The organism is Dactylosporangium sp. NPDC051541, from assembly GCF_044454505.1.
Classification (GTDB): domain Bacteria; phylum Actinomycetota; class Actinomycetes; order Mycobacteriales; family Micromonosporaceae; genus Dactylosporangium.
This window is the reverse complement of record NZ_JBITDU010000001.1, coordinates 17,512-41,814: the sequence shown is the minus strand read 5'-3', so window position 1 is coordinate 41,814 and position 24,303 is coordinate 17,512. Positions and strand designations below refer to the sequence as shown.

Below are 24,303 nucleotides of genomic sequence, written 5' to 3'. Positions count from 1 at the left end.
CGAAGGGATAGCCGGGCTGGATCGTCAGGCCTCGGTCAGCACCTTGTCGAGCAGCGTCTCCGCTTCGTCCTTGGTGCTCTTCTCGGCGAGCGCCACCTCGCCGACAAGGATGTCCCGCGCCTTGGCGAGCATGCGCTTCTCGCCGGCCGACAGACCACGCTCACGGTCGCGACGCCACAGGTCGCGAACGACCTCCGCGACTTTGAGCGGGTTGCCGGAGGCCAGCTTCTCCAGATTCGCCTTGTAACGCCGCGACCAGTTGGTCGGCTCCTCGGTGTGCGGAGCGCGGAGGACGTCGAAGACCTTCGTCAGACCTTCTTCGCCAACCACCTCGCGCACGCCGACGATCTCGGCGTTTTCGGCGGGCACCCGCACCGTCAGGTCACCCTGAGCGACCCTGAGGACGAGATACTTCTTCTCCTCGCCCCTGATGACGCGAGTCTCGATTGCCTCGATGAGTGCGGCCCCGTGGTGGGGGTAGACAACGGTCTCGCCGACACTGAAAACCATAGGTTCGAAACCCCTTTCGCTGTGTCTAGGGTAACACGGTCACGCGCTGTCGGCCCACCCCAGAGCGCAGCATTCGCGCAGCTCAGAACACATGTGAGTCCCCTTTCTCCCGCTTGACAGGAATCGTGGGACCTGCTGTGTAGCGGATCAACAACCCGGAGCACACACAAATAGCCTGGCAGTCGGACATATCCGATTGATTACGGCAAGTGTCCCTCGGAGTACACCGCGAGTCCAGAACCAACACGCTGTGTGATGTGACCAGCGGCGGAGCGTAGATGATACGCACACATCTCAATGGAGTCACCACTGGCGCCGGGCCCGTCCGTGGGGGAAAGTTGACGCAGGTGCGAGGAGAACAGCGATGGGCGCGCTGCGGGATGACAACGGCGGTGGTGAGCGACCACAAGAGGGTGGTGGCCTCCCCGATCTCCCGCCTGAGTGGGGAACGATCATCATTCCCGACGATCCCGGCGCGCTTGATGCCGAAGGCGCCACGATCCGCCGGCAATTCCGCCGCGCCACAATCCGTCGCCGCTGGCGGCGCCGCTTCCACCTGCCGGCCGAGCCGGCCCGGCGCACCACCGACGACTCGCCCGGCCTCGCCGTCCCGCTGCTGATCATGTCGATCGCGGTCATCGCGACCCTGGTCAGCCTGTTCGCCGTCGCCTGGCCCGGGCGCGCGCCGAAGACCAGCCCGAAGGTCGGCTCCAACACCTCCGCGCCGGTCGCGATCTCGCTGACCAACGTGAGCCTGCAGGACGCGGACGGCAAACCCGTCGGGATCGTCGAAGTCACCCCGGCCGTCGTGCTGATCGTGGACGGCTGCTCCTGCGAGCAGCTCATCCGCAGTACCGCCGACGCCGTTGTCGCCGCGAAGAGCCGAGCCCGGGTCGTGGTCGTCGCCACCCGCCCGCCGACCCTGCCCAGCGCACTCAACGCGCAGGTGGACGTGCGGTCCCTGGCCGACCCCAACAGCTCGCTGCGCGCCTCCGTGCCGGAGATCAACGGCGACCGCACCACCGCCGCGGTCCTGGTCAACGACCGCGGCCGGCTCGTGAAGGCGGTCCGCTCGGTGACGACCCCCGACGCGTTCCGCACCGAGATCTCAAACCTGTAAAAGCACCCCATACAAGGTCAGCCCCGGCCCGAACGCCAGGGCGACCGTCGTGCGCGGTGGTCCAGCAGTCCGGCGTCGCAACGCGTCGATGATCAGCAGGACCGTCGGCGACGAGCAGTTGCCGTGTGCGGCCAGAGTGCCGCGCGACTCGGCGAGCGCGGACTCCGGCAACGCCAGCCGGTCCCGGACGACGTCCAGAATACGAGGACCTCCCGGGTGTACCGCCCAGCCGTCCACATCGCCGGGAGTCAGCCCCCGCGGGGCGAGCAGCCGCGCCACCAGATCCTCGACGTAGATCGACAGCACGTCGGGCACCCGCGGCGACAGCCCCATCCGGAAGCCCAGGTCGGTCACGTCCCACGTCATGTGGTCCGCGGTCGCCGTGTCGGTGACCGCCGCGATGTCGGTGACGGCGACGCCCGGGCCGCCCGGGACCAGCACCACCGCCGCCGCCGCGTCCGAGAACAGCGCGTGCGCGACGATCTGCTGCGGGTCGTCGGTCGGCGGCTGGACGTGCAGGCTGGTCAGCTCCAGGCAGAGCAGGACCGCCGGGCGGCCCCGCGCGGTCACGTAGTCCGCGGCCGCGCCGAGCCCGGGCAGCGCCGCGTAGCAGCCCATGTGCCCGATGAACAGGCGCTGCGTGTCGGCGGCCATGCCCAGGTCGCGGGCGAGCAGGATGTCGAGGCCGGGCGTGGCGTAACCGGTGCACGAGCACACCACGAACAGGCCGATCTCGTCCGGGCGCAGTCCGGCCGCGTGCAGCGCCCCGCTGACCGCGTCCTTGCCGAGCGGGAGGGCCTCAGTGAGGTACCGACTCATGCGTTTGGCGGTTGACCATGACGACGCGTCCTCCAGGAGCGGATTGACCGCCCCGTGGCGGGTCACGACGCCGGAGTTGGCGAAGATCCGTTTCGCCAGCCCCCGCCGGGGCCCGTCGTAGTGCCGCCTGAAGTAACCGTCCCACACCTCGTCCTGACGCATGTCGCCGGGAAACGTCACGTGCATACCCGCGATGGCGGCACCGGTCACTGGCTCACCTTCCTGCCGCGGCCCTGATAGAGCACCGCGGTTGAGAACGTCGGCACGATCGGCACGGCGCTGCGCCGGGTCACCAGCCAGCGGGCGAAGGCGGGTAGGGCCGGGCGGATGCCGCGCACCTGTAGCGGTACCCCGTGGCGGGCGCACTCCACTTGCAAGCGCTGTGGGTCGACTAACAGTGCCGGATCATGCAGGCCGCGCACCGCCGGCATCACGGCCTCGGCCAGCCGCACCGCCACCAGCCGCGCCAGGGCCGTGTCGGCGATGGTGTCCAGCACCAGCCAGCCGCCTGGGCGCAGAATCCGGCAGGCTTCGGCGACGACGGCCGGTACATCCGGGACATGCTCCAAGATCTCGCCCGCGCTGACCACGTCGGCGCAGCCGTCGGCGAACGGCAGCCGCCGCACGTCGGCCAGGACCGGGACGATGCCGTGGGCGGCCGACTGCTCGAGGCCGGAGACGATCAGATCAACCCCGATATGGGTGTACCCCTTGTCGGCGACGTGGGGTGCGAGCAGCCCGCCGCCACAGCCGAGATCCACGAGCACGGCACCGTCGCGCTGGGCGGGCGGGATGAGCCGGGCCCGGGCCCGCGCCAGCCAGTAGAGCATCGAGAACGGGCTGCCGGGGCGCCACCATTCACCGGCCAGGTCGTCGTACTGACCAGGGTCGTTGCGTGCGCGCCGCGCCGAGGGCATGAGACGAGCCTGACAGAGAACCACCCCGGCGGCCACACTTGCCGGATGTCGGTTGCGATCTCGCTGTTGCGCGCGAGCCACCCCGAGCCGGCCGCCGGTGTCACGGCGGTGTCGGTGCTGCTCTCCGTCGGGCTGCATCGACCGGTCTGGGGGGTCGTCGGGGCCGGCGCGACGGTACTGGCGAGCCAGCTCTCGATCGGATGGGTCAACGACGCCCTCGACGCACCGCGCGACACCGCGGCCGGGCGCACCGACAAGCCCGTGGCGGCCGGGCGGCTCTCCCGGCGGCTGGTCGCCGTCCTCGGCGCGGTCGCGGCCATCGTGTGCGTGCCGCTGGGCTTCCTCTCCGGCTGGGCGGCGGGCCTGGTGTCGGCGCTCGCGCTCGGCTCGGCCCTGCTCTACGACTGGCCGCTGAAGTCGACGGTGTTCTCCGTCCTGCCGTACGCGGTGTCGTTCACCTGCCTGCCCGCGTTCGTGGTGCTCGGCGCGGGCAAGACGCCCCCGCTGTGGCTGCTGGCCGCCGGCGGGCTGCTCGGCGCGGGTGCGCACTTCGTCAACACGCTGCCGGACCTCGACGCCGACCGGCGCACCGGCGTGCGCGGCCTGCCTCAGCGCTTCGGCCGCCGCGGTTCCCTCGCCGCCGCCGCGTTGTTGCTGCTCGCGGCCACGGCGGCGCTGGCCTTCGGCCCGCCCGGACGACCACCGGTCCTCTTCTGGCCCGCGCTCGGCGCCGCCCTCATCGCCCTCGCATTCGGCTGGTACCGCATGAGCCGCGACACAACTTCCCGCGCACCTTTCCTCGCTGTTATCGCCGTCGCGCTGATCGATGTCGTGTTTCTCCTGGTCAGCGGCCTGAATCTGGAATGAGTCCCCATTGCCAGGGTGGGCGTAATCGGCCGATCAACGGCATCTAGGCTGTACTGCGGCTGCCCTTGACTTGGAGGAACCAAGGTGACGCGTTCGACTCAGGCCACGCCGCTGGCTCGCCGCCGCACGGTGCTGGGCGCTGCGCTCATGGCCACGGCGGCATTCGGGCTCGGCGTGCTTTCCGCCTGTTCAGCAGGTCAGATCACCCAGACCGACACTCAGAAGGCCTCGGTCCCCGGGATCAGCGTGGAGAGCGCCGACGGCAAGATCGCGCTCCGCGACGGCGGCATTCCCTACGCCGACCAGTACAAGCCCGGCGCGACCGTGCCGCTCAACGTGCGCTTCTTCAACAATGCCGAGCAGAGCGTCAAGCTGACCGGCGCGACCAGCGACAACGGCACGATCGTGCTCGTCGGCGGCCCGCAGCCGTCGGTGGCGCCGACTTCGGCCGCCCCGTCGCCGTCGCTGGTGACGCCCTCGGGCACCCGCAACCCGTCGGGCTCCCCGTCGGGCCAGCCCCCGGCCTCGCCGTCGGTCGCCCCGCCGTCCCCGACGCCCACGTCGGCCGGCAGCTCGGCCATCGCCGTCGACGTCGCGCCGGCCGGGGTGACGCTGCTGTCCCGGGACAACGGCGGCACCAAGTACCTCGCCGTCGACAAGCTCACCGGCGAGCCGCTGCTGCCCGGCGGCTCCTTGGAGAACGTGGTCTTCACGTTCACCTACGCCGACGGCAAGACCACCACGATCAAGCTGGACAGCCTGCCGATGACCCCGCCCGGCACCGCACTGCCGAAGCCGAGCTCGGTCGTGGGTGGCGAGGGCGAAGAGTAAAAACTGTCGTACCCCTGGGCTAGGTTCGGGGGCGTGACGAAGGCTCGGGGTTCCATCTATCAGTGCGACGTCTGCGGGCATCGGCCGGCCAAGTGGATGGGCCGCTGCCCGGAGTGCGGTGAGTGGGGCGCCGTCCTCGAGCTCGCCGGCGGCGCGTTGGCCGCAGCCACAACGCCCGCCCTGCGCGCCGTGCCGTCCCGGGCCCCGCTGGAGCCGGCCCGCCCGATCGCCGAGATCAGCGCCGCCCCGGCCAAGGCCCGCCCGACCGGCGTCGGCGAGTTCGACCGGGTCCTCGGCGGCGGCATCGTCCCCGGCGGCGTGGTCCTGCTGGCCGGCGAGCCCGGCGTCGGCAAGTCCACCCTGCTGCTCGACGTGGCCCAGCAGTGGGCCGTGCAGGGCGAGAGCCCATCCCTGGTCGTCAGCGGCGAGGAGTCGACGAGCCAGGTCCGGCTGCGGGCCGAGCGGATCGGCGCCCTGCACGACAAGCTCTACCTCGCCTCCGAGAGCGACCTGTCCGCCGTCCTCGGCCACCTCGACGCGGTCAAGCCCGGCCTGCTCATCCTCGACTCCGTCCAGACCATCTCCAGCCCCGGCGTCGACGGCGTGGCCGGCGGCGTCACCCAGGTCCGGGCGGTCACGGCCGCGATGGTCGCCGTGGCCAAGGAGCGCGGCCTGGCCACGATCCTCGTCGGCCACGTCACGAAGGACGGCAACGTCGCCGGCCCGCGCGTCCTCGAGCATCTCGTCGACGTGGTCCTCAACTTCGAGGGCGACAAGCACTCGTCGCTGCGCATGGTCCGCGGCCTGAAGAACCGCTTCGGCGCCGCCGACGAGGTCGGCTGTTTCGAGATGCACGAGGGCGGCATCACCAGCCTCCCCGACCCCAGCGGCCTGTTCCTGACCCGCTACGCCAACGCCGTCTCCGGCACCTGCGTCTGCGTCGCCATGGAGGGCCGCCGGGCCCTCGTCACCGAGGTCCAGACCCTGATCGGCGCGCAGATGCCGGGCTCACCGCGGCGCACGGTCAGCGGCCTCGACTCGGCCCGCCTGGCCATGGTCCTGGCCGTGCTGCAGCGGCGGGCCGGGATCCAGCTGCACGACCGGGAGGTCTACGCGGCGACCGTCGGTGGGCTGCGCGTGACCGAGCCGGCGGCGGACCTGGCCCTGGCGTTGGCGGCGGCGTCGGCCGCGCACGAGCTGCCGATGCCACCGGACCTGGTCGCGCTGGGCGAGGTCGGGCTGACGGGCGAGGTGCGCCGGGTCGGTGCGGTGCCGCGGCGGCTGGCGGAGGCGGCGCGGCTGGGGTTCCGGTTCGCGCTGGTGCCGCCGGGCTGCGGACCGGCGGCGACGGGCTCGGCTCCGCCGGGGATGCGGGTGCTCGAGGTGAATGACGTGCGGACCGCGTTGCATTACGCGGTCAAGGCGACTGCGGAGGATGTCTGAGGAACTCACGGGCGAGGTCGCGGGTGTCGAGCTGAGCGGGGTTGCGACCGCTCATGATCCAGAAGAAGACGGGGCCGATCAGGCGGGCGGCGGGCTGGTCCAACGGGGTCTCGGCGGGGGCTGTCCGGCGCAGGACCGTCTCGGCGCTGGTGACCAGGACGTCGTTCGAGGCGATCAGCGTCTTGACGGCCGGATCGTGCTGGGCGGCGGCCAGCAGGGTGCGGTAGGCGACGCCGGCCGGTGAGTGGGTCAGGAAACGCACCAGCGCGTCCAGGTAGGCCGTGACCTCGGCGAGCGGCGTGGGGGCCGGGGGCACGGTCAGCTCCTGCTCGGCGTCGGCCACGCTGGCCTCGAAGAGGACCTCGGCCTTCGTCGACCACCAGCGGTACACCGTCTGGCGACCCACTCCGGCGCGCTCGGCGATCCCCTTCATCGTCATCGCCGCGTAGCCGACCTCCAGCAGCAGGTCGTCCACGGCGTGCAGCACCGCCTCCCGGGCCTGCTCGCTGCGCGGGCGCCCGACCTTCCCCGCCGGCTCGATCACGCCGCCCATCCTACCGAGGCACCGTGACTCGAAATGTGACCCTCATTACGAGACACCGTGCATCGTTATGCCCTATGGTTTCGGTACACCGTGGATCGAAATTAGGGGGCACAGCGACATGCACATCTTCGTGACCGGAGCCACCGGGTGGATCGGGTCCGCCACCGTCGACGAACTGCTCGCCACCGGGCATCGGGTGACCGGGCTGGCCCGCACCCGCCAGTCCGCCGCCACGCTCGAGGCCAAGGGTGCGACCGCGCTGGTCGGGGACCTGGACGACCTCGGCTCGCTGCGGCGCGGGGCCGACTCCGCCGACGGGGTGGTGCACCTGGCCAACAAGCACGACTGGGCCGACCCCGACGAGTCCGACCGGGCCGAGCGGGCCGCGGTCGAGACGATGGCCGCCGCCCTTGAAGGCAGCGGGCGGCCGTTCGTGGTCGCCAACGCGCTGTCCGGGCTGGTCACAGGGAGGCCGGCACTGGAGACCGACCCGTCGCCGGAGGTCGGGCCGAAGGCGGACCGGGGCAGCAGTGAGAACCTCGCCCTCGAGTACGCCGACCGGGGCGTCCGCTCCGTCATCGTCCGGTTCGCGCCCACCGTCCACGGTGCCGGCGACTGGGGCTTCGTCACGTTCCTGGCCGACGCGGCCCGGCGCCGGGGCGTGTCCGCGTACATCGGCGACGGCTCCACCCAGTGGTCCGCCGTCCACCGCTCCGACGCGGCCCGGCTCATCCGCCTCGGCGTCGAACGGGCCCCGGCCGGCACCCGGATGCACGCCGTCGCCGAGGAGGCCATCTCGACGCGCACCATCGCCGAGGCCCTCGGTCAGGCCCTGGAGCTGCCGGTAGCCGCCGTCGCGGCGGAGGACGCGGCCGCACACTTCGGCGTCGTGGGCTCGTTCTTCGGCCTGGACATGGCCGCCTCGAGCGCCCACACCCGCGAACTGCTCGGCTGGACCCCGACCGGCCCGACGCTCGTCGAGGACATCCTGGCCGGCGCCTACAGCTAAAGCATCAGACGTAACGCTCGAGGATCGACGCTTCGGCCAGGCGGGACAGGCCCTCGCGGACGCCGCGGGCCCGGGCGTCGCCGACACCCTCGACCGCCTGCAGGTCCTCGACGGTGGCCCCCAGCAACCGCTGCAGGCTGCCGAAGTGCTCGACCAGGCGGTCGACCACCAGGCTCGGCAGCCGCGGCACCTTGGCCAGCAGCCGGAACCCGCGCGGCGACACGGCACCGTCCAGGGCGTCGCTCGCACCCGGATAGCCCAGGGACTTCGCCACCGCGACGAGGTCGATCAGCTCCGTGGCGCTGAGCGCGTCCAGCTCCTCCAGCGCGTCATCGGACGAGCGGGTCCGGCGGCCGGTCGGCAGGTAGTCGCGGATGACCAGGGTGCGGTCCGCCTCGACGCCGGCCATCAGCTCCTCGAGCTGCAGGGCGAGGAGCCGGCCGTCGGTGCCGAGCTCGACCACGTAGCCCGCGATCTCGTCCGCGATCCGGCGCACCATCTCCAGGCGCTGCACCACGGCCACCGCGTCGCGCACGGTGACCAGGTCCTCGATCTCCAGCGCCGACAGGGTGCCGCTGACCTCGTCGAGGCGCAGCTTGTAACGCTCCAGCGTGGCCAGGGCCTGGTTGGCCTTGGACAGGATGGCGGCCGAGTCGTCGAGGACGTGGCGCTGGCCGTTGACGTAGAGGCCGATGATCCGCATCGACTGGCTCACCGAGATGACCGGGTAGCCGGTCTGCTTGGCGACGCGCTCGGCGGTGCGGTGGCGGGTGCCCGACTCCTCCGACGGGATCGTCGGGTCGGGCATCAGGTGCACGGCGGCGCGCACGATCCTGGTGCCGTCACTCGACAGGACGACCGCGCCGTCCATTTTGCACAGCTCGCGCAGGCGGGTCGCGGAGAACTCGACGTCGAGGGGGAAGCCGCCGGTGCACAGCTGCTCGACGACCCGGTCGTAGCCCAGGACGATCAGGGCGCCGGTCCGGCCCCGCAGGATGCGCTCCAGGCCGTCGCGCAGCGCGGTGCCCGGGGCCATCAGGGCCAGGGTCGCGCGCAGGGGGTCGGCGCCGGGCAGCGCGGCGGCCCAGCCCCCGATGAGGCCGGTGTTGGCGCCGCCCCTGCCGGGCTCGCGGTCAATCGGCACCCGCACAGTCTACGGATGCCCCCGGACCAGGTGCTGGTGCGGTATCGACCCAGCCCGTAGAGTGGGCGGATGCCGTCCGTCGATGGACAGCGGTTGATTTGACGAAAGCGAAGGTATGGCCGGTCCGGAGCGGATCGAGTGGCGGCGGAGCTTTCCGGCCCGGTCTCTCGGAACCCTGGCGTGGTACCTCGTCTCGGCCACCCTCGCCGTGCTGCTCGTCCGGGCCCTCTTCGGCGACGAGCCCGAGACCCAGAGCTCCGGTGCGCACAACCCGCTCGCCGACGTTCCGATGTGGACGGCCGGGCTGGCGCTGGTCGGCGCGGTGCCGGTCGTGCTCGCCGTGGCCCGGCGGCCGCGGGTCGGGGCCAACCACTTCGCGCTGACCGTCCGCCCCGGCTGGGTGCGCACGCTGGTGCTGCCGTGGTCGCGGGTCGGTGAGGTGGCCGCGATCGAGGCCGGCGGCGAACGCTTCCTGGCCGTGCGCCTCCTCGAGGGCCTCGACCGCACCGGCAGCAACCCCGGCTGGATCGACCAGAACGTCCTGCGCGACCTGACGAAGGCGAACGAGCGCGCCGCCCGTGGCGTCAGTGTGGCCGTGCGCCTGCGGGACTTCAGCGGCAGCCCCGAAGGCCAGCTGGCCGCCCTGGCCGCGTTCGCGCCTGATCAAGTACAAATCGCGAATCGGCTTTGAAAAGCGCCCGGCAACGGGCCCTCCGCCCGGGCGCTCAGGTCAACTGCACCTGGACCGGCGCGCTGAACTTGGTGGCCAGGCGGCCGACGAGCTCGTACTTGCCGGCCGGCGGGACTTCGCCGTTGGCGCAGCCGTTGTTCGTCGCCTTGCCGGTCCAGGTAGTCGTGAACGAGACCTCGATGCCGGGCTTCATCGGCTGCGGCTTGCTGCCGTGCGCCGCGTCGCAGGCGTCCGAGGACCACACCTTGCTGGCCGCGACCTGGAGGTACAGCTCCATGGAGTCGGGACCGAGGTCGCGCAGGCACTCGTGATCCGTCACGTTCTTGATCTTCAGCGTGACCTTGAGGTGCGCGCCCCGGAACTGCACGGCCTGCTCCGGGGTGGCGACAAGCGACAGGTCGGCGTCGGCGCAGGGCGGCACCACCGGGCTCGGCGGAGCGGCCGAGGTGACACTCTGTGTCTGGTTGGCGTCGGCGGGTGCGCCACCGGTCGTCGGCACCTGGATCGTGATCGACGGCTCCGGCTCCACGGACGTCGGCGCCCCGGCCGAGGCCGCCGCCGGGGTCCGCTGCTGGTCAGCGCCGCCGGTGCCACTGCACGACGCCCACAGCATCAGCGACGCGGCGACGAGGACCCCGCCGACGATCGCCCGGCGCCGCCAGTAGACGCCGGAGGGCAGTGGGCCAACCGTCAACTTCATGATGCACTCACCGTATCGGGGGAATGCCTCAAGGTCAGGGCGGCACGCCGTGAGGACCGCTCAGAGATAGACTTTGCGCGCATACACCGCGTGCGCGCCGGCCACCCGGTCCAGAAACAACAGGCCAGCGCAGTGGTCGATCTCGTGCTGCAGCGCCCGCGCTTCGAAGGCGTCCGTCACAATCTCGATTTCTTCGGTACTGCCCGGAGCGAACCCGGCCACCACGAGCCGATTGGCCCGCTTGACATCGCCGGTCAGATCGGGCACCGACATGCAGCCCTCGCGCCCCTTCTGCCACTGCGAGGCTTCGAGCACCCGAGCGTTGCACAGCACGAACGCTCCGTGCACTGTCCGCGCCTTCGGATGCCCCGTGACGTCCACGGCAAACACCTGCGCACCGACTCCGACCTGTGGCGCGGCCAGCCCGACACACCCCGGCGACACCTTCATGGTCGCGACCAGATCCGCCGCCAGCCGCACGATCTCCGGCGCGCACGGGTCGACGGCCGCGGCGGCGGTCCCGAGCACCGCGGCCGGCGCGCGGACGACGGGCAGCACCGCGCCGGTCGGTTCGCTCACAGCACGTCCGTGTCGGCCGGCCGCAGCGACACCTCGACACCCAGCCGCTCGGCCGCGGTGTGCAGGGCCGCGTCGAGCCGCTCAGGGTCGGTGACGTCGACCTCGGCGACGATGACGTAGAGGCGCCCGGACAGCCGCGTGGTCAGGTCGGTGATGTTGCCCCCGGCCTCGGCCACGGTCCGGCTCAGCGTGGCCACGATCCCGAGCCGGTCGGCCCCGTGCACCGTCAGGATGTGATGGGTGCCGGTCACCTCGTAGCTGGACTCCTCCAGCACGCTGCGCACGGTCACCAGCAGCGTCCGGTCGACGGTCAGCGGCTCCAGCGCCGCCTCGACCTCGGCCGCCGTCGGCGGCCCCGAGCACACCAGCGTCATCGCGAAGTGCCCGCGCAGCCGGGTCATGGTCGAGTCGGTCAGGTTGAGGCCAAGGCGGGCCAGGTGCTCGGCGACGTCGGCGATGATGCCGGGCCGATCGTGGCCGATGACCGTGACGGCGTACTCGTTCACGGCTATATCCTTGCGTATCGCCAATCACCGGAACCCACAGACCACCGCTCCCGTGCCCTCGGCCGCCACCGCCCGCCGCGGGCGCCCGGCCGCAGACGCGAGCCGCGGCCCGGCCACCGGCGCCGGCCGCAGCCCGTCGAGCCGGGCCGACGACGCGACGGGCGCCGCTGGCGGCATCGCGAGGACGTTGATGCGGTGGTACGCGGAGAACGCCCGCGACCTGCCGTGGCGCCAGCCCGACGCCTCGCCGTGGAGCGTGCTCGTCTCCGAGGTCATGCTCCAGCAGACGCAGGTGTCGCGGGTCGAGCCGGCCTGGAAGCGCTGGATGGAGCGCTGGCCGACGCCGGCGCACCTGGCCGCCGACCCGCCTGGCGAGGCCATCCGGGCCTGGGACCGGCTCGGCTACCCGCGGCGCGCGCTGCGGCTGCACGCGTGCGCGACGGCGATCGTCGAGCGGCACGATGGCGTGGTGCCCGACGACGTCGAGGCCCTCCTCGCCCTGCCCGGCATCGGCATCTACACGGCCCGCGCGGTGGCCGCGTTCGCCTTTCGCCAGCGCCACCCGGTCGTCGACACGAACGTGCGCCGGGTCGTGGCCCGCTCCGTCGCCGGCACCGCGGACGGCGGCGCCAACACCACCCCGGCCGACCTGCGCGCGGTCGAGGCCCTGCTGCCCGAGGACGACGAGGAGGCGGCCCGGGCTTCGATCGCCTTCATGGAGCTCGGTGCTCTGATCTGCACCTCCCGCGCCCCGCGCTGCCCCGAGTGCCCGCTGGCCGACGTGTGCGCCTGGCGCCTCGCCGGTGCACCGCCGCCCGACTCGACGCGGCCTTCGCAGCGCTACCACGGCACCGACCGCTATGTCCGCGGCCTGCTCATGGCCGTCCTGCGCGCGAGCGACGACCCGGTCCCGGCGGAGCACCTGGACGCGGTCTGGCCCGACGAGGACCAGCGCCGCCGCGCCCTCGCCGGCCTGCTCACCGACGGCCTCGTCAACCAGCGGGAGCAGACCTACACGCTGCCCGGCTGACCCGGCCGGGTTCTGTCGCACCGCGGCAGTTCGGGGGGAAGACGTACACGCTGCCGGGTTAGGTTGCAGGCCGGACGGGTGGCGTTATTCACCGGAGCGGATGCCCCTAAGGGGTGGTTCTCCGAGGGAACTCCGACGCTAGTCTCAGCTTTGTGCTTTCTCATGTCCGTCGCCTCGGGGCGGTGCTGAGCGCGGTCACCGTGCTGACGCTCGCGGTTGCCGCGTGCGACGAAGACAGCGGCCCCGGCCACGCGCAGTTCAACGGCGCCCCCGCCCCTTCGGTCTCGGCGGCACCAGGTGCGTCGGACGAGCCCGGCGACGATCAGCCCGGCGACGCCGGGACGGCCACGCCCGTGGTCACCGCGACGAAGGCCGGTCAGCCCAGCGCGACCGCGACCACCGCGGCACCGCCCCCGGCCGGCAGCACCTACGCGGGCCGGCTGCCGAAATTCGGCCAGCCTCCGACGCCGGTGCGGATCGGGCTGCCCGAGGGGGCCGGCGCCCCCTACTTCGCGCGCATCCCGACCGACCAACCGGTGGCGTTCCTGACCATCGACGACGGCTGGGTCAAGCGGCCCGAGGCCCTGGAGCTGCTGCGCGAGTCGGGTGTGAAGGTCACGTTGTTCCTGACCATCAACGCGATAAAGGACAACCCGGACTACTTCAAGCAGCTGCGGGACGCCGGCGCCGACATCGAGGCGCACACGCTGACCCACCCCAATCTCAAGGGCAAGTCCTACGACTTCCAGAAGCACGAGATCTGCGGCTCGGCCGACCAGCTGGCCACGATGTTCGGGAAGCGCCCGAAGCTGTTCCGCCCGCCGTTCGGGGACAAGGACGCGACGACGCTGAAGGTCGCGCACGACTGCGGCCTGCAGGCCGGGTTCTTCTGGAAGGAGACGGTCGACAAGGGCATCGTCCGTTACCAGGAGGGCAAGACGGTGCAGAAGGGCGACATCATCCTGATGCACTTCCGGGACCGCTTCGTCGACGACTTCATCGCGGCCCTGCAGGCGATCGCCGCGGGCGGCCTGACCCCGGCCCTGCTGGTCGACTACCTGCCGGCGTCGTAGCGGGCCTGTAGTCGCGATACTTCGGCGGCGCTCAAGGGCAACTCGGCCCTGAGCGCCGCCTTCCATCCCTCCGGAACAACGAACCAGCCGGGCCGCCGCAACAGCTCCTGCACAAAAGGTGGAACGGCGGCCAGGTCCTCGGTGATGTCGAGGCGGTCGGCGGTGCGCGCGTCGATGCCCGGCAGGTGCACCAGCCGCCGCACGAGTTCCCGCTCGCCGTCGGAGAGCCCGGCGACCACGGCCGGCACGAGGTACTCGGCCAGTCCGATCTCGGCGCGGGCCAGCGTGAGCAGCCGCTCGCGCCGTTCGAGCGCCGGCTGCTGCGCGAGCCAGACGGCGGCCAAGGCGACCAGCCCCGGCCACCCGTTCGTCAGCAGGTGCAGGTCGGGCGCGAGGACGTCGGCCGCCTCGGCGTCCCCGAACGCGGCCGCGAGGACCTGGTAGGTCTCGTCCTCGGCGAACGCCAGCTCGCGGGCGGAGACCTGGACGGCGCCGGGGATGGCGAGCTCCTCCTCGGTCGCGAGCACCAGCTTCGGCCCCGGATGGCGGCGGAGGATCTCGTCCACGTCGGCGGCGGTGACCCCGTCGACCGCGGTGCCGCTCCAGGCGTCCAGCAGGGTGCTCTTCCCGGCTCCGGCGCCGCCGGTCAGCACGACGATGCCGGGGGCGGCGTCGAGCCGGGCCAGCAGGCCCGGGCGGGCGATGGGCCGGTGAACCGCCCGCCGCCCGACTCGTCCGGACCCGAACGGTACCCGCCCCTTACTCACGCCGCGCAACATACCCGCCGCAGGTATGGCCGAAGCATCTCGAGTCCCGAGTACGACTCGGAAAAGTGTCAAAACGGCAGAGGCCGCGTGACGGAAACCCGTCACGCGGCCTCGCTTACGAACTTCCGGTCAGGCCGAAGCCTCGTCCGACGAAGCGCCACCGGCCAGCTCGGCCGGGACGGCGTCCGGCACGGCGGCCGGCTGCTCGGCCCCGCTGAAGACCAGCTTCGACTTCTCGAACTGGGCCGGGTCGCCCTCGCAGTCGATGACGACGATCTGACCCGGGCGCAGCTCGTTGAACAGGATGCGCTCGGACAGGGCGTCCTCGATCTCGCGCTGGATCGTGCGGCGCAGCGGCCGCGCGCCCAGCACCGGGTCGTAGCCCTTGTTGGCCAGGAACTTCTTGGCGTTGTCCGTGAGCTCCAGACCCATGTCCTTATTGCGCAGCTGGGTCTCGATCCGGGCGATCATCAGGTCGACGATGCCCAGGATCTGGTCCTGCATGAGCTGGTGGAAGACGATCGTGTCGTCGATGCGGTTGAGGAACTCCGGGCGGAAGTGCTGCTTCAGCTCGTCGTTGACCTTCTGCTTCATCCGCTCGTAGTTGGACTCGTTGTCCTCCGACGCCTGGAAGCCCAGGGACACGGCCTTGGCCACGTCACGGGTGCCCAGGTTGGTGGTCAGGATGATCACCGTGTTCTTGAAGTCCACGATGCGGCCCTGACCGTCGGTGAGCCGGCCGTCCTCCAGGATCTGCAGGAGGGTGTTGAACACGTCCGGGTGGGCCTTCTCGATCTCGTCGAAGAGCACCACCGAGAACGGACGCCGGCGGACCTTCTCGGTCAGCTGGCCGCCCTCGTCGTAGCCCACGTAGCCGGGAGGCGCACCGACGAGGCGGGACACCGTGTAGCGGTCGTGGAACTCGGACATGTCGAGCTGGATGAGCGCGTCCTCGGAGCCGAAGAGGAACTCGGCGAGCGCCTTGGACAGCTCCGTCTTCCCGACGCCGGACGGGCCGGCGAAGATGAACGAGCCGGACGGGCGCTTCGGGTCCTTCAGGCCGGCCCGGGTGCGCCGGATCGCCTTGGAGACCGCGCGGACCGCATCCTCCTGGCCGACGAGGCGCTTGTGCAGCTCGTCCTCCATGCGGAGCAGGCGGGCCGTCTCCTCCTCGGTCAGCTTGTAGACCGGGATGCCGGTCCAGTTGGCCAGGACCTCGGCGATCTGCTCGTCGTCGACCTCGGACACGACGTCCAGGTCGCCGGCCTTCCACTCCTTCTCCCGCTGCGCCTTCTGGCCCAGCAGCTGCTTCTCCTTGTCACGCAGCTGCGCGGCCCGCTCGAAGTCCTGCGCGTCGATCGCGGACTCCTTGTCCCGGCGGACCTGGGCGATGCGCTCGTCGAAGTCGCGCAGGTCCGGCGGCGCGGTCATCCGGCGGATGCGCATCCGGGCCCCGGCCTCGTCGATCAGGTCGATCGCCTTGTCCGGCAGGAACCGGTCGGAGATGTAGCGGTCGGCCAGGGTCGCTGCGGCCACCAGGGCCGCGTCGGTGATCGTGACCCGGTGGTGCGCCTCGTAGCGGTCCCGCAGGCCCTTGAGGATCTCGATGGTGTGGGCCAGCGACGGCTCACCCACCTGGATCGGCTGGAAGCGCCGCTCGAGGGCGGCGTCCTTCTCGAGGTGCTTGCGGTATTCGTCGAGCGTCGTCGCGCCGATCGTCTGCAGCTCGCCGCGGGCCAGCATCGGCTTGAGGATGCTCGCCGCGTCGATCGCGCCCTCGGCCGCACCCGCACCGACGAGCGTGTGAATCTCGTCGATGAACAGGATGATGTCGCCGCGCGTGCGGATCTCCTTGAGCACCTTCTTCAGGCGCTCCTCGAAGTCACCGCGGTAGCGGGAGCCGGCCACCAGCGCGCCCAGGTCGAGGGTGTAGAGCTGCTTGTCCTTGAGGGTCTCGGGCACCTCGCCCTTGATGATCCGCTGGGACAGGCCCTCGACCACGGCGGTCTTGCCGACGCCGGGCTCGCCGATGAGGACGGGGTTGTTCTTGGTGCGGCGGGACAGCACCTGCATGACCCGCTCGATTTCCTTCTCCCGGCCGATGACCGGGTCGAGCTTGCCCTCGCGCGCGGCCTGGGTGAGGTTGCGACCGAACTGGTCGAGCACCAGGCTCGTGGACGGGGCGGCCTCGCCGGGGGCGCCGGTGCCGGCCGCGGCCGGCTCCTTGCCCTGGTAGCCGGAGAGCAGCTGAATGACCTGCTGGCGGACCCGGTTGAGGTCGGCGCCCAGCTTGACCAGCACCTGGGCGGCGACGCCCTCACCCTCCCGGATCAGGCCGAGGAGGATGTGCTCGGTGCCGATGTAGTTGTGCCCGAGCTGCAGAGCTTCCCGCAACGACAGCTCCAGCACCTTCTTGGCGCGTGGCGTGAACGGGATGTGCCCGCTCGGCGCCTGCTGGCCCTGGCCGATGATCTCCTCGACCTGCTGGCGGACACCCTCCAGCGAGATGCCGAGGCTCTCGAGCGCCTTGGCCGCCACGCCCTCACCCTCGTGGATGAGGCCGAGCAGGATGTGCTCGGTGCCGATGTAGTTGTGGTTGAGCATCCGGGCTTCTTCCTGCGCCAGGACGACAACCCTTCGTGCTCGGTCGGTGAACCGCTCGAACATCCCTGCTCCTCACGTGCCGTGTCCGTCGCCGCCGCTTCTCGCGGAACCCCGAATCAGAGGGTCGCCACGCCGAAGCTCTGTCGGACGCCAACGTGACCGTGCCATCACTCTATCGCCGAGGGCCGACTCATTGCGGGGTGTGCGGCGTTGCCGCTCCTCGCAAACGGCCGCCGGTGCCCTCGGTCCGTCGTTGACTACCCGCCGGGAACGTCATGTACCCGGTGCTTTGCCTCAACGGTCGCATCCGGCTGTCTGTTCCTGCAGTCCCCCGCGTACGCCAAGAGCGAAATCCGAGCCCCGGATGCACCACACCCACCGTAACTGAACCGCTACGGTGGGTGTCTGAAGGTTCTGGAATCGTACGCGGCCGAACAAACTTCGCGGGCGGTCCGGATCCGCTACGAAACGGTCAACGCGCGCTATCGGCCCGCTTCGGCGTTATAACGGTCGACGATTTCCTGCTTGATGCGGCCGCGGTCGGACACCTTGATGCCCTTGTTCTGCGCCCATTCCCGAATCGCCTTGTTCTGCTCGCGATCGGCCGCCGCGCCGCCCCGGCCGCGCGCGCTGGCGGCCCGCCCGCCGACGACCACGCCACCCCGCCCGACCTTGGTGCCGACCGACAGGAAGGGCTTGAACGCATCGCGCAGCTTCGCTGCGTTCTTCTTGGACAGGTCGATCTCGTACTGCACGCCGTCGAGCGCGAACTTCACCGTCTCGTCGGCTTCTCCGCCGTCGAGGTCGTCGACCAGCACATGGATGGTCCGCTTGGCCACTGTCGTATTCCCTTCGAGGAAGCCCGCCCCGCGTTGTGCGAATGCAAAGATAACGTAGTAAGGCCGCGCCGCGTCAACGGTACGCCAAAACCGGCCACTCGCACCAAGGCCAAAGGGTTCGTTTCACTGAAGCAAACGTCGGCCGATTCGCCGATGCCCATCGGCGGCCCCTTCCGGAGACGATGCACGAGGTCCAGGTGGGGGTGCGACCTGCACGTGCGAGTTCAAAAATAGCTCTGAAGCAATGTCATCCGTACAGATCCGTGTCGGGCGCATTGCTATGTGTGATCACGAACATCGCGACGCCCGAGAATGCCCTGCGGCGTACGGTTGGCGGTGTGGACTTCAGCAAACACGCGTCTTCCTTCGGAGCGGCCGCCGACCTCTACGACCGAATCCGGCCGCGCTATCCACTCGACGCCCTGCGCTGGGCGCTCGACGGCGCTGAGCAGCGGATTGTCGACCTGGGCGCCGGCACCGGGATCCTGACCCGCCAGCTGCGCGAACTCGGCCACCACGTCATTGCCGTGGAGCCGGACGACGAAATGCGCCGCCAGATCGACGGCGATGCCCGGGCCGGCAGTGCGACCGCCATTCCGGTCGACGCGGAAAGTCAGGACGCGGTCACCGCCGGGCAGGCATACCACTGGTTCGCCGGTGAGCCCGCGCACACCGAGATCGCGCGGGTGCTCAAGCCCGGCGGCCGGTTCATCCCGATCTGGAATGTGCGCGACGAGTCGGTGCCGTGGGTGGCCGCCCTGTCCGACGTCTTCGACGGCCATCGGGCCCGCTCGGCGATCGACGAGCGGGAGCTCACTCCTGATGAGTTCGGGCCTCTGTTCAGTACCGCCGAATTGAAGCTTTTCAAGTGGAGCACGCCCCACACGATCGACTCTCTGGTGGATCTGATCCGGTCGCGCTCCTACTATCTCGTCTCCGACGCCGACACGCGGGTGGCCCTTGAGCAGCGCGTACGCGAACTCGCCGGCCAGACCTTCGGCGCTGCAGAGCGCTTCGAACTGCCGTACGTGACCTACACCTACCGAGCGGCCAAGTTTTAAGTGTTGCGTTCAAAAATCAGGCGGAGGCCGATCAGCGTGAGCATCGGCTCGTGATGGGTGACGCTCTGGCACTCGCCGATCACGATGGGGGCGAGGCCGCCGGTCGCGACCACGGCCTTGACCTCCCCGCCGAGCTCGGCGGTCACCCCGCGCACCACCCCGTCGACCTGGCCCGCGAACCCGTAGACGACACCGGACTGCAGGCACTCGACGGTGTTCTTGCCGATCACCCGGGGCGGCTTGACCAGCTCGATCTTGCGCAGCTGGGCCGCGCGGGCGGCGAGCGCGTCGACCGAGATCTCGATGCCCGGGGCCAGCACACCGCCGAGGAACTCGCCGCGGGCCGACACCACGTCGAAGTTGGTCGAGGTGCCGAAGTCCACGACGATCGAGGGCCCGCCGTAGAGCGTGTAGGCGGCCAGGGTGTTGGCCACCCGGTCGGTGCCGACCTCTTTCGGATTGTCGATGGCCAGCTGGACGCCGGTGCGCACGCCGGGCTCCACGACCACGGTGGGCACGTCGCCGTAGTAACGCTGCAGCATCGTGCGCAGCGAACGCAGCGCGGCGGGCACGGTCGAACAGGCCGCGATGCCCGTCAGCGACACCGCGTCGGCGGCCAGCAGCCCCCGGTAGAGCAGGCCGAGCTCGTCGGCGGTGTCCCGGGCGTCCGTCTTGATCCGCCACGAGTGGACGATCTTCTCGCCCTCGAACGTGGCGAGCACCGTGTTGGTGTTCCCGATGTCGATGCAGAGCAGCACCCCGGAAGCCTAACCAACGGCCGTTCAATTACGATCGCGTGCCAATGATCCCGAACGCCCGCGTGCTGCTCGCGCTGCTGCCGTTGGTCACGCTGGCGTTCGCGGCGGTCGCCCTCCGCCCGCGGGCCACGGCCGACCGCTCCCTGGCCGTCATCCGCGCGTCCGTCGCCGTCGCTTCGTGCGCGGTCCTGTGCGCGGAGCTGTTCTCGCTGTTCGATTGGGTTTCGCCGGTACCGTTCCTGCTCGTGTGGCTCCTGGCCGCCCTCGGCTCCGGCTACCTGGCCTGGCGCTCGATCGTTGCGAGGCCGACCAAGCCCACCTGGCCACGGCTCACCGTCCCCGAATGGACAGTCGCGATCGTCCTCGGGCTGCTGGTGCTGAGCGAACTCGTGCTCGCCGTGGCCAGTTCGCCGAACAACTTCGACTCGAACAGCTACCACCTGGCCAAAATCGAGCACTGGGTGGCCGACCACAACCTCGGCAACTTCCCCACCGTGCAGACCCAGCAGATCATCCTGGTGCCCGGGGCCGAGCTGCTCCTGCTGCACCTGCGCCTGCTCACCGGCACCGACGGGACCTTCAACCTCCTGCAGTGGGCGGCCGGGCTGCTCGGCGCGCTCGCCGTGGCCCGGTGCGCGCGCCAGCTCGGGGCCGGCCGGCTCGGGCAGTGGCTGGCTGCGGCCGTGTTCCTCACCGCGCCCGCGATCACGCTGGAGTCGACCAGCACCCAGAACGACCTGATCGTGACCGCCTGGGTGGTCTGCGCCGCGACCCTGGCCCTCGACGCCCGCGAGCAGCCGGCCGGCTGGGCCAACACCCTGACCCTGGCCGGGGCTGCGGGGCTCATCATGGTGACGAAGTCCACTGGCGTCATGGCCCTGCTGCCGGTCCTGGCCTACTGGGCCTTCCAGCAGATCCGGCGAAAGCGAACGATGCCGCTCGTGTACGGCGCCGTCGCCGTCGCGCTCGCCTGTGCCGCCATGGCCGGGCCGTCGCTGCTGCGGGTCCAGGAGGCGTTCGGTTCACCGTTCGGGCCGCCCGGCTACCGCGAGGCCCTCTCCACGACCCGGCACGACCCGCCGGCGGTCCTGGTCAACGGCCTCCGCCTCGGCGCGTCGACGCTGCTCAGCCCGGTGGAGGCGGTCAACGAGGCAATCTCCCGCACGGTCGTCGGGGTGGCCGACGCGGTCGGTGTGGACCCGAACGACCCGGGCATCACCCAGTGGCGCAGCATCTTCCCCGGCGACCGGTGGAAGCCCGACGAGGACCGCTCCCCCTACCCCGTCCAGTCCGGCCTGGTCCTGCTGGCCACCGCGCTGGGGCTGGCCTGGCGGCGGACCCGGGGCTACGCGCTGCTGGTCCTCGGCGCCCTGCTCACGACCGCGGCCATCGTCAAGTGGCAGTACTGGGGCAACCGCCTGATCCTGCCCGCGTTCGGGGTCGGTGCGCCGCTCGCCGGTTACGTGCTGGAGCGCGCGGTCCAGGTCGACCGGGCGTGGCTTCGCCGGTCGCTGGCCGCGCTGGTGGCGGTGATCATGCTGGCCGGGGCCGCGCACGGGTACGTCGCGGTGTTCTACGGCCAGCCGCGCCGGCTCATCGGCCAGGGTTCGGTGTTCGAGCTCGACGACTGGCAGGAGCGCTTCGCCCGGATGCCGGACCAGGCCACCGGGTATCGCACCGCGATCGACGAGGTGCGCGCGGCCGGCGCCCAGCGGGTCGGACTCGTGCTGGACGGGGACCTGTGGGAGTACCCCCTCCAAATCGAACTGCGTGACCGTGAACTGGTCGAACTGCAGTCCAATGTGCCCGGACAGCCGCCTGGGGACGTCACGTCGGTCGATGCGGTGATCTGCGTGGGTGGCCAGGAGCCGTGCCGGCGGATCGTTCCCACCGACTGGCAGTACCACCGCATCGACCAGTATGTGACGACGGCATTCCCGCCGCGCTAATGCAGGCGGAGGTCCATCGCGATGTCGAGGATCGGCGACGAGTGCGTGAGGCCGCCGACGGAGAGGTAGTCGACGCCGGTGGCGGCGTACTCGGCCGCCGTCGCCAAGGTCAGGTTGCCCGTGGCCTCGAGCTCGGCCCGGCCACCGACCGCGCTGACGACCTCGCGCAGGGTGTCCGGCTTCATGTTGTCCAGCAGCAGGAACGTGGCGCCCGCGGTGACCGCCTCGACGGCCTCGCCCACGGTGGTGACCTCGACCTGGACCGGCACCTCGGGGAACGCGGCCCGGACCCGCTCGTAAGCGGCCGTGATGCCGCCCGCGGCCAGCTTGTGGTTGTCCTTGATCATGGCGACGTCGTAGAGGCCCATGCGCTTGTTGGTGCCGCCACCCGCGCGGACCGCGTACTTCTCGAGGATCCGCAGGCCCGGCGTGGTCTTGCGGGTGTCAAGGACGAGCGCCTTGGTGCCCTCCAGCAGGTCCGCCCAGCGGCGGGTGTGGGTGGCGACCCCGGACATGCGGCAGAGCAGGTTCAACGCCGAGCGCTCGGCGGTCAGCAGCCCCCGGGTCGGCCCGTGGATGGTCGCCAGGACGTCACCGCGGACGACCCGCTCACCATCGCGCTTGCGGACCTCGGCCGTGCTGCCGGCCGACGTGGCCTCGAACACCGCGACGGCGACCCAGAGCCCCGCGACGACCCCGTCCGCGCGGGCCACGATGTCGGCGTCGTCGAGCTGGTCCTCGGGGATGGTGGCGACGCTGGTGACGTCGAGGCGATCGGGCCCGAGATCCTCAGTAAGCGTGCGTTCGACGATGTCGCTGACGGCCGCCGGGTCGAGGCCGACCTTGCGCAGTTCCGCCTCGGTTTGCAGCTTCACACGTCCTCCCAGGTTTCCGTGAGCGCGCCGGCGTCGTCGAGGGCCGCGAAGAAGTGCCCCCGATACACGTCGCTGGCGTCGGGAAAGTCCTCCCGCCAGTGGCAGCCCCGGGTCTCCTGCCGCTGCGTTGCGGCCGCGACCAGGGCACTGGCGACGGTGAGCAGGTTGCTCGCCTCCCAGGCGGCCACGTTGGCGGCGGCCCGGTCGAGCGAGAGCTTGGTGAGCGCCTGCTCGGCCTGCTCCAGCGAGTCGGCGCTGCGCAGGACCGAGGCGTGGGCCGACATCGCGGCCTGCAGCTGCGGCCGGATGGCGGGGTCGGCCGACCAGGCGGGCCGGTCGTCGGTGAGCGGCTCGGCCTGCTCGGGCAGCCCGCGGGCGATGTCCTCGGCGATCCGGCGGGCGAAGACCAGCCCCTCGAGCAGCGAGTTGGAGGCCAGGCGGTTGGCGCCGTGCACGCCGGTGCAGGCGACCTCGCCGCAGGCGTACAGGCCCGGGATGGACGTGCGGCCGTGCAGGTCGGTGCGCACGCCACCGGAGGCGTAGTGCGCGGCCGGCGAGACCGGGATGAGGTCGACGGCCGGGTCGACGCCGGAGGCGCGGCACGAGGCGACGATCGTCGGGAAGCGGGCCTCGAGGAACTCGCGGCCCAGGTGCCGGGCGTCGAGCCAGACGTTGTTCGCGCCCTCGGCCCGCATGACCCGGTAGATGCCCTTGGCGACCACGTCGCGGGGGGCGAGCTCGGCCAGCTCGTGCCGCCCGACCATGAACCGGTTGCCGTCGCCGTCGCGGAGGTAGGCCCCCTCGCCCCGCAGCGCCTCGCTGACCAGCGGCTGCTGCGAGTCCCGGTGGCCCAGCGCGAGGGCCGTCGGGTGGAACTGCACGAACTCGAGGTCGGTGACCTTGGCCCCGGCCCGCAGCGCGAGCGCGACCCCGTCACCGGTCGATACGATCGGGTTCGTGGTGGCCGCGAAGATCTGCCCCATCCCGCCCGTGGCCAGCACGACCGCCCGGGCCTGGACCGCACCGACGCCGTCCTCGGCCCCCTCGCCCAGCACGTGCAGCGTGACGCCACAGGCCCGGCCGTGCTTGTCGGTGAGCAGGTCGAGCACGAGCGCGTGCTCGATGAGCCGAATCCAGGGGTCCCGATGTACCGCCGCGTGCAACGCCCGCTGCACCTCGGCCCCGGTCGCATCCCCGCCCGCGTGGATGATCCGATTGGCGTGGTGCCCGCCCTCACGGGTCAGCATCAGCGAACCGTCGTTGTTCCGGTCGAACTCGGCCCCCCACCGAATCAACTCCCGGACCCGCGTGGGCCCCTCCCGCACCAGCACGTCCACGGCGAACGGGTCGCACAGCCCGACCCCGGCGACCAGCGTGTCCTGCGCGTGGGCCTCGGGCGTGTCGAGCGGGTCGAGCACGGCGGCGATCCCACCCTGGGCCCACCGCGTGGACCCGTCATCGATGTTCACCTTGGTCACCACGGTGACGTGGAGCCCGGCTTCACGCAGATGCAGCGCGGCGGTCAGACCCGCCACCCCCGACCCGATGACGACAACGTCGGTCGGCTCCGACCACCCGGGCGGTGGCCCGGCAAGTCGACGCGGGACGATCGGCCCGTTCAAGCCTGCAGTCATCACTACAGTCAACATCACGCCCGTGTTACGCGG

At 71.1% G+C, this 24,303-nt stretch carries 24 protein-coding genes; 10 read left to right on the top strand and 14 right to left on the bottom strand.

Going from position 1 to position 24,303, the window contains the following annotated elements; genetic code table 11:
- Nucleotides 1-24: 24 nt before the first annotated feature.
- Nucleotides 25-510 carry a CarD family transcriptional regulator gene (locus ACIA8L_RS00190; RefSeq protein WP_395898796.1) on the bottom strand — a complete coding sequence of 162 codons (486 nt, stop codon included), beginning with the start codon at nucleotides 508-510 and terminating at the stop codon, nucleotides 25-27.
- A 364-nt stretch (nucleotides 511-874) separates the two neighbouring features.
- On the opposite strand from ACIA8L_RS00190, the gene ACIA8L_RS00185 reads away from it, so the two are divergent.
- A complete protein-coding gene (locus ACIA8L_RS00185) occupies nucleotides 875-1,630 on the top strand; it encodes a hypothetical protein (RefSeq protein WP_395898795.1) in 756 nt (251 codons plus the stop codon).
- On the opposite strand, the gene ACIA8L_RS00180 is transcribed toward ACIA8L_RS00185, so the two are convergent.
- Nucleotides 1,619-2,635 (bottom strand): type III polyketide synthase, encoded by a 1,017-nt coding sequence (locus tag ACIA8L_RS00180; RefSeq protein WP_395901646.1) that lies wholly within the window; start codon nucleotides 2,633-2,635, stop codon nucleotides 1,619-1,621. The genes ACIA8L_RS00185 and ACIA8L_RS00180 overlap by 12 nt on opposite strands.
- Nucleotides 2,636-2,655: 20 nt before the next feature.
- A complete protein-coding gene (locus ACIA8L_RS00175; RefSeq protein ID WP_395898793.1) occupies nucleotides 2,656-3,366 on the bottom strand; it encodes a methyltransferase domain-containing protein in 711 nt (236 codons plus the stop codon).
- 45 nt (nucleotides 3,367-3,411) lie between these two features.
- On the opposite strand from ACIA8L_RS00175, the gene ACIA8L_RS00170 reads away from it, so the two are divergent.
- From ACIA8L_RS00170 to radA, 3 genes are all read left to right on the top strand, one after another.
- Entirely contained in the window at nucleotides 3,412-4,233 is an 822-nt protein-coding gene (locus ACIA8L_RS00170; protein WP_395898791.1) for a UbiA family prenyltransferase, read from the top strand.
- Between the two features lie 84 nt (nucleotides 4,234-4,317).
- The gene (locus ACIA8L_RS00165) at nucleotides 4,318-5,064 is read left to right on the top strand and encodes a hypothetical protein (RefSeq protein ID WP_395898790.1); all 747 of its coding nucleotides are present in this window, start codon (nucleotides 4,318-4,320) and stop codon (nucleotides 5,062-5,064) included.
- Nucleotides 5,065-5,067: 3 nt separating this feature from the next.
- Nucleotides 5,068-6,507: a DNA repair protein RadA gene (gene radA, locus ACIA8L_RS00160; protein ID WP_395901644.1), complete on the top strand. Its 1,440-nt coding sequence runs from the start codon at nucleotides 5,068-5,070 to the stop codon at nucleotides 6,505-6,507.
- Here radA and ACIA8L_RS00155 read toward each other — a convergent pair.
- Nucleotides 6,482-7,051: a TetR/AcrR family transcriptional regulator gene (locus tag ACIA8L_RS00155; protein ID WP_395898788.1), complete on the bottom strand. Its 570-nt coding sequence runs from the start codon at nucleotides 7,049-7,051 to the stop codon at nucleotides 6,482-6,484. The genes radA and ACIA8L_RS00155 overlap by 26 nt on opposite strands.
- A gap of 118 nt (nucleotides 7,052-7,169) precedes the next feature.
- On the opposite strand from ACIA8L_RS00155, the gene ACIA8L_RS00150 reads away from it, so the two are divergent.
- Nucleotides 7,170-8,060, top strand: a complete 891-nt coding sequence (locus ACIA8L_RS00150) for an SDR family oxidoreductase (protein ID WP_395898786.1) — start codon at nucleotides 7,170-7,172, stop codon at nucleotides 8,058-8,060.
- 4 nt (nucleotides 8,061-8,064) lie between these two features.
- On the opposite strand, the gene disA is transcribed toward ACIA8L_RS00150, so the two are convergent.
- The gene (gene disA / locus ACIA8L_RS00145; protein ID WP_395898785.1) at nucleotides 8,065-9,204 is read right to left on the bottom strand and encodes a DNA integrity scanning diadenylate cyclase DisA; all 1,140 of its coding nucleotides are present in this window, start codon (nucleotides 9,202-9,204) and stop codon (nucleotides 8,065-8,067) included.
- A gap of 115 nt (nucleotides 9,205-9,319) precedes the next feature.
- On the opposite strand from disA, the gene ACIA8L_RS00140 reads away from it, so the two are divergent.
- Nucleotides 9,320-9,895, top strand: a complete 576-nt coding sequence (locus tag ACIA8L_RS00140) for a hypothetical protein (RefSeq protein ID WP_395898783.1) — start codon at nucleotides 9,320-9,322, stop codon at nucleotides 9,893-9,895.
- Nucleotides 9,896-9,929: 34 nt separating this feature from the next.
- On the opposite strand, the gene ACIA8L_RS00135 is transcribed toward ACIA8L_RS00140, so the two are convergent.
- The 3 genes from ACIA8L_RS00135 to ACIA8L_RS00125 are packed head-to-tail and all read right to left on the bottom strand — an operon-like array spanning nucleotide 9,930 to nucleotide 11,680.
- The gene (locus ACIA8L_RS00135) at nucleotides 9,930-10,595 is read right to left on the bottom strand and encodes a hypothetical protein (protein WP_395898781.1); all 666 of its coding nucleotides are present in this window, start codon (nucleotides 10,593-10,595) and stop codon (nucleotides 9,930-9,932) included.
- Nucleotides 10,596-10,655: 60 nt separating this feature from the next.
- On the bottom strand, nucleotides 10,656-11,174 hold the full coding sequence (locus ACIA8L_RS00130; RefSeq protein ID WP_395898779.1) for a peptide deformylase: 519 nt from the start codon (nucleotides 11,172-11,174) through the stop codon (nucleotides 10,656-10,658).
- A complete protein-coding gene (locus ACIA8L_RS00125; RefSeq protein WP_395898777.1) occupies nucleotides 11,171-11,680 on the bottom strand; it encodes a glycine cleavage system protein R in 510 nt (169 codons plus the stop codon). Before ACIA8L_RS00125 ends, ACIA8L_RS00130 begins: the two co-directional genes overlap by 4 nt.
- Before the next feature lie 190 nt (nucleotides 11,681-11,870).
- Here ACIA8L_RS00125 and ACIA8L_RS00120 point away from each other — a divergent pair, with 190 nt between their 5' ends.
- Nucleotides 11,871-12,710 carry an A/G-specific adenine glycosylase gene (locus tag ACIA8L_RS00120; protein ID WP_395901642.1) on the top strand — a complete coding sequence of 280 codons (840 nt, stop codon included), beginning with the start codon at nucleotides 11,871-11,873 and terminating at the stop codon, nucleotides 12,708-12,710.
- Nucleotides 12,711-12,862: 152 nt separating this feature from the next.
- Complete coding sequence (locus ACIA8L_RS00115; RefSeq protein ID WP_395898775.1) at nucleotides 12,863-13,783, top strand: polysaccharide deacetylase family protein; 921 nt, start codon at nucleotides 12,863-12,865, stop codon at nucleotides 13,781-13,783.
- On the opposite strand, the gene ACIA8L_RS00110 is transcribed toward ACIA8L_RS00115, so the two are convergent.
- The 3 genes from ACIA8L_RS00110 to ACIA8L_RS00100 form a co-directional block, all read right to left on the bottom strand.
- On the bottom strand, nucleotides 13,765-14,550 hold the full coding sequence (locus ACIA8L_RS00110; RefSeq protein WP_395898773.1) for a hypothetical protein: 786 nt from the start codon (nucleotides 14,548-14,550) through the stop codon (nucleotides 13,765-13,767). The genes ACIA8L_RS00115 and ACIA8L_RS00110 overlap by 19 nt on opposite strands.
- A gap of 129 nt (nucleotides 14,551-14,679) precedes the next feature.
- Nucleotides 14,680-17,217 carry an ATP-dependent Clp protease ATP-binding subunit gene (locus ACIA8L_RS00105; RefSeq protein WP_395898771.1) on the bottom strand — a complete coding sequence of 846 codons (2,538 nt, stop codon included), beginning with the start codon at nucleotides 17,215-17,217 and terminating at the stop codon, nucleotides 14,680-14,682.
- 419 nt (nucleotides 17,218-17,636) lie between these two features.
- On the bottom strand, nucleotides 17,637-17,993 hold the full coding sequence (locus ACIA8L_RS00100; RefSeq protein WP_395898769.1) for an Lsr2 family protein: 357 nt from the start codon (nucleotides 17,991-17,993) through the stop codon (nucleotides 17,637-17,639).
- A 263-nt stretch (nucleotides 17,994-18,256) separates the two neighbouring features.
- Here ACIA8L_RS00100 and ACIA8L_RS00095 point away from each other — a divergent pair, with 263 nt between their 5' ends.
- Nucleotides 18,257-19,054, top strand: a complete 798-nt coding sequence (locus ACIA8L_RS00095) for a class I SAM-dependent methyltransferase (RefSeq protein ID WP_395898767.1) — start codon at nucleotides 18,257-18,259, stop codon at nucleotides 19,052-19,054.
- Here the strand turns inward: ACIA8L_RS00095 and ACIA8L_RS00090 are convergent.
- The gene (locus ACIA8L_RS00090) at nucleotides 19,051-19,812 is read right to left on the bottom strand and encodes a type III pantothenate kinase (RefSeq protein ID WP_395898765.1); all 762 of its coding nucleotides are present in this window, start codon (nucleotides 19,810-19,812) and stop codon (nucleotides 19,051-19,053) included. The two genes, ACIA8L_RS00095 and ACIA8L_RS00090, sit on opposite strands and share 4 nt — an antisense overlap.
- Before the next feature lie 44 nt (nucleotides 19,813-19,856).
- On the opposite strand from ACIA8L_RS00090, the gene ACIA8L_RS00085 reads away from it, so the two are divergent.
- Nucleotides 19,857-21,761, top strand: a complete 1,905-nt coding sequence (locus ACIA8L_RS00085; RefSeq protein WP_395898764.1) for a hypothetical protein — start codon at nucleotides 19,857-19,859, stop codon at nucleotides 21,759-21,761.
- On the opposite strand, the gene nadC is transcribed toward ACIA8L_RS00085, so the two are convergent.
- Both nadC and ACIA8L_RS00075 read right to left on the bottom strand, forming a co-directional pair.
- Nucleotides 21,758-22,636, bottom strand: coding sequence for a carboxylating nicotinate-nucleotide diphosphorylase (nadC, locus tag ACIA8L_RS00080; protein WP_395898763.1), 879 nt, complete (start codon nucleotides 22,634-22,636; stop codon nucleotides 21,758-21,760). The genes ACIA8L_RS00085 and nadC overlap by 4 nt on opposite strands.
- Complete coding sequence (locus tag ACIA8L_RS00075) at nucleotides 22,633-24,270, bottom strand: L-aspartate oxidase (protein ID WP_395898762.1); 1,638 nt, start codon at nucleotides 24,268-24,270, stop codon at nucleotides 22,633-22,635. The genes nadC and ACIA8L_RS00075 overlap by 4 nt, the downstream gene beginning before the upstream one ends.
- Between the last annotated feature and the right edge of the window lie 33 nt (nucleotides 24,271-24,303).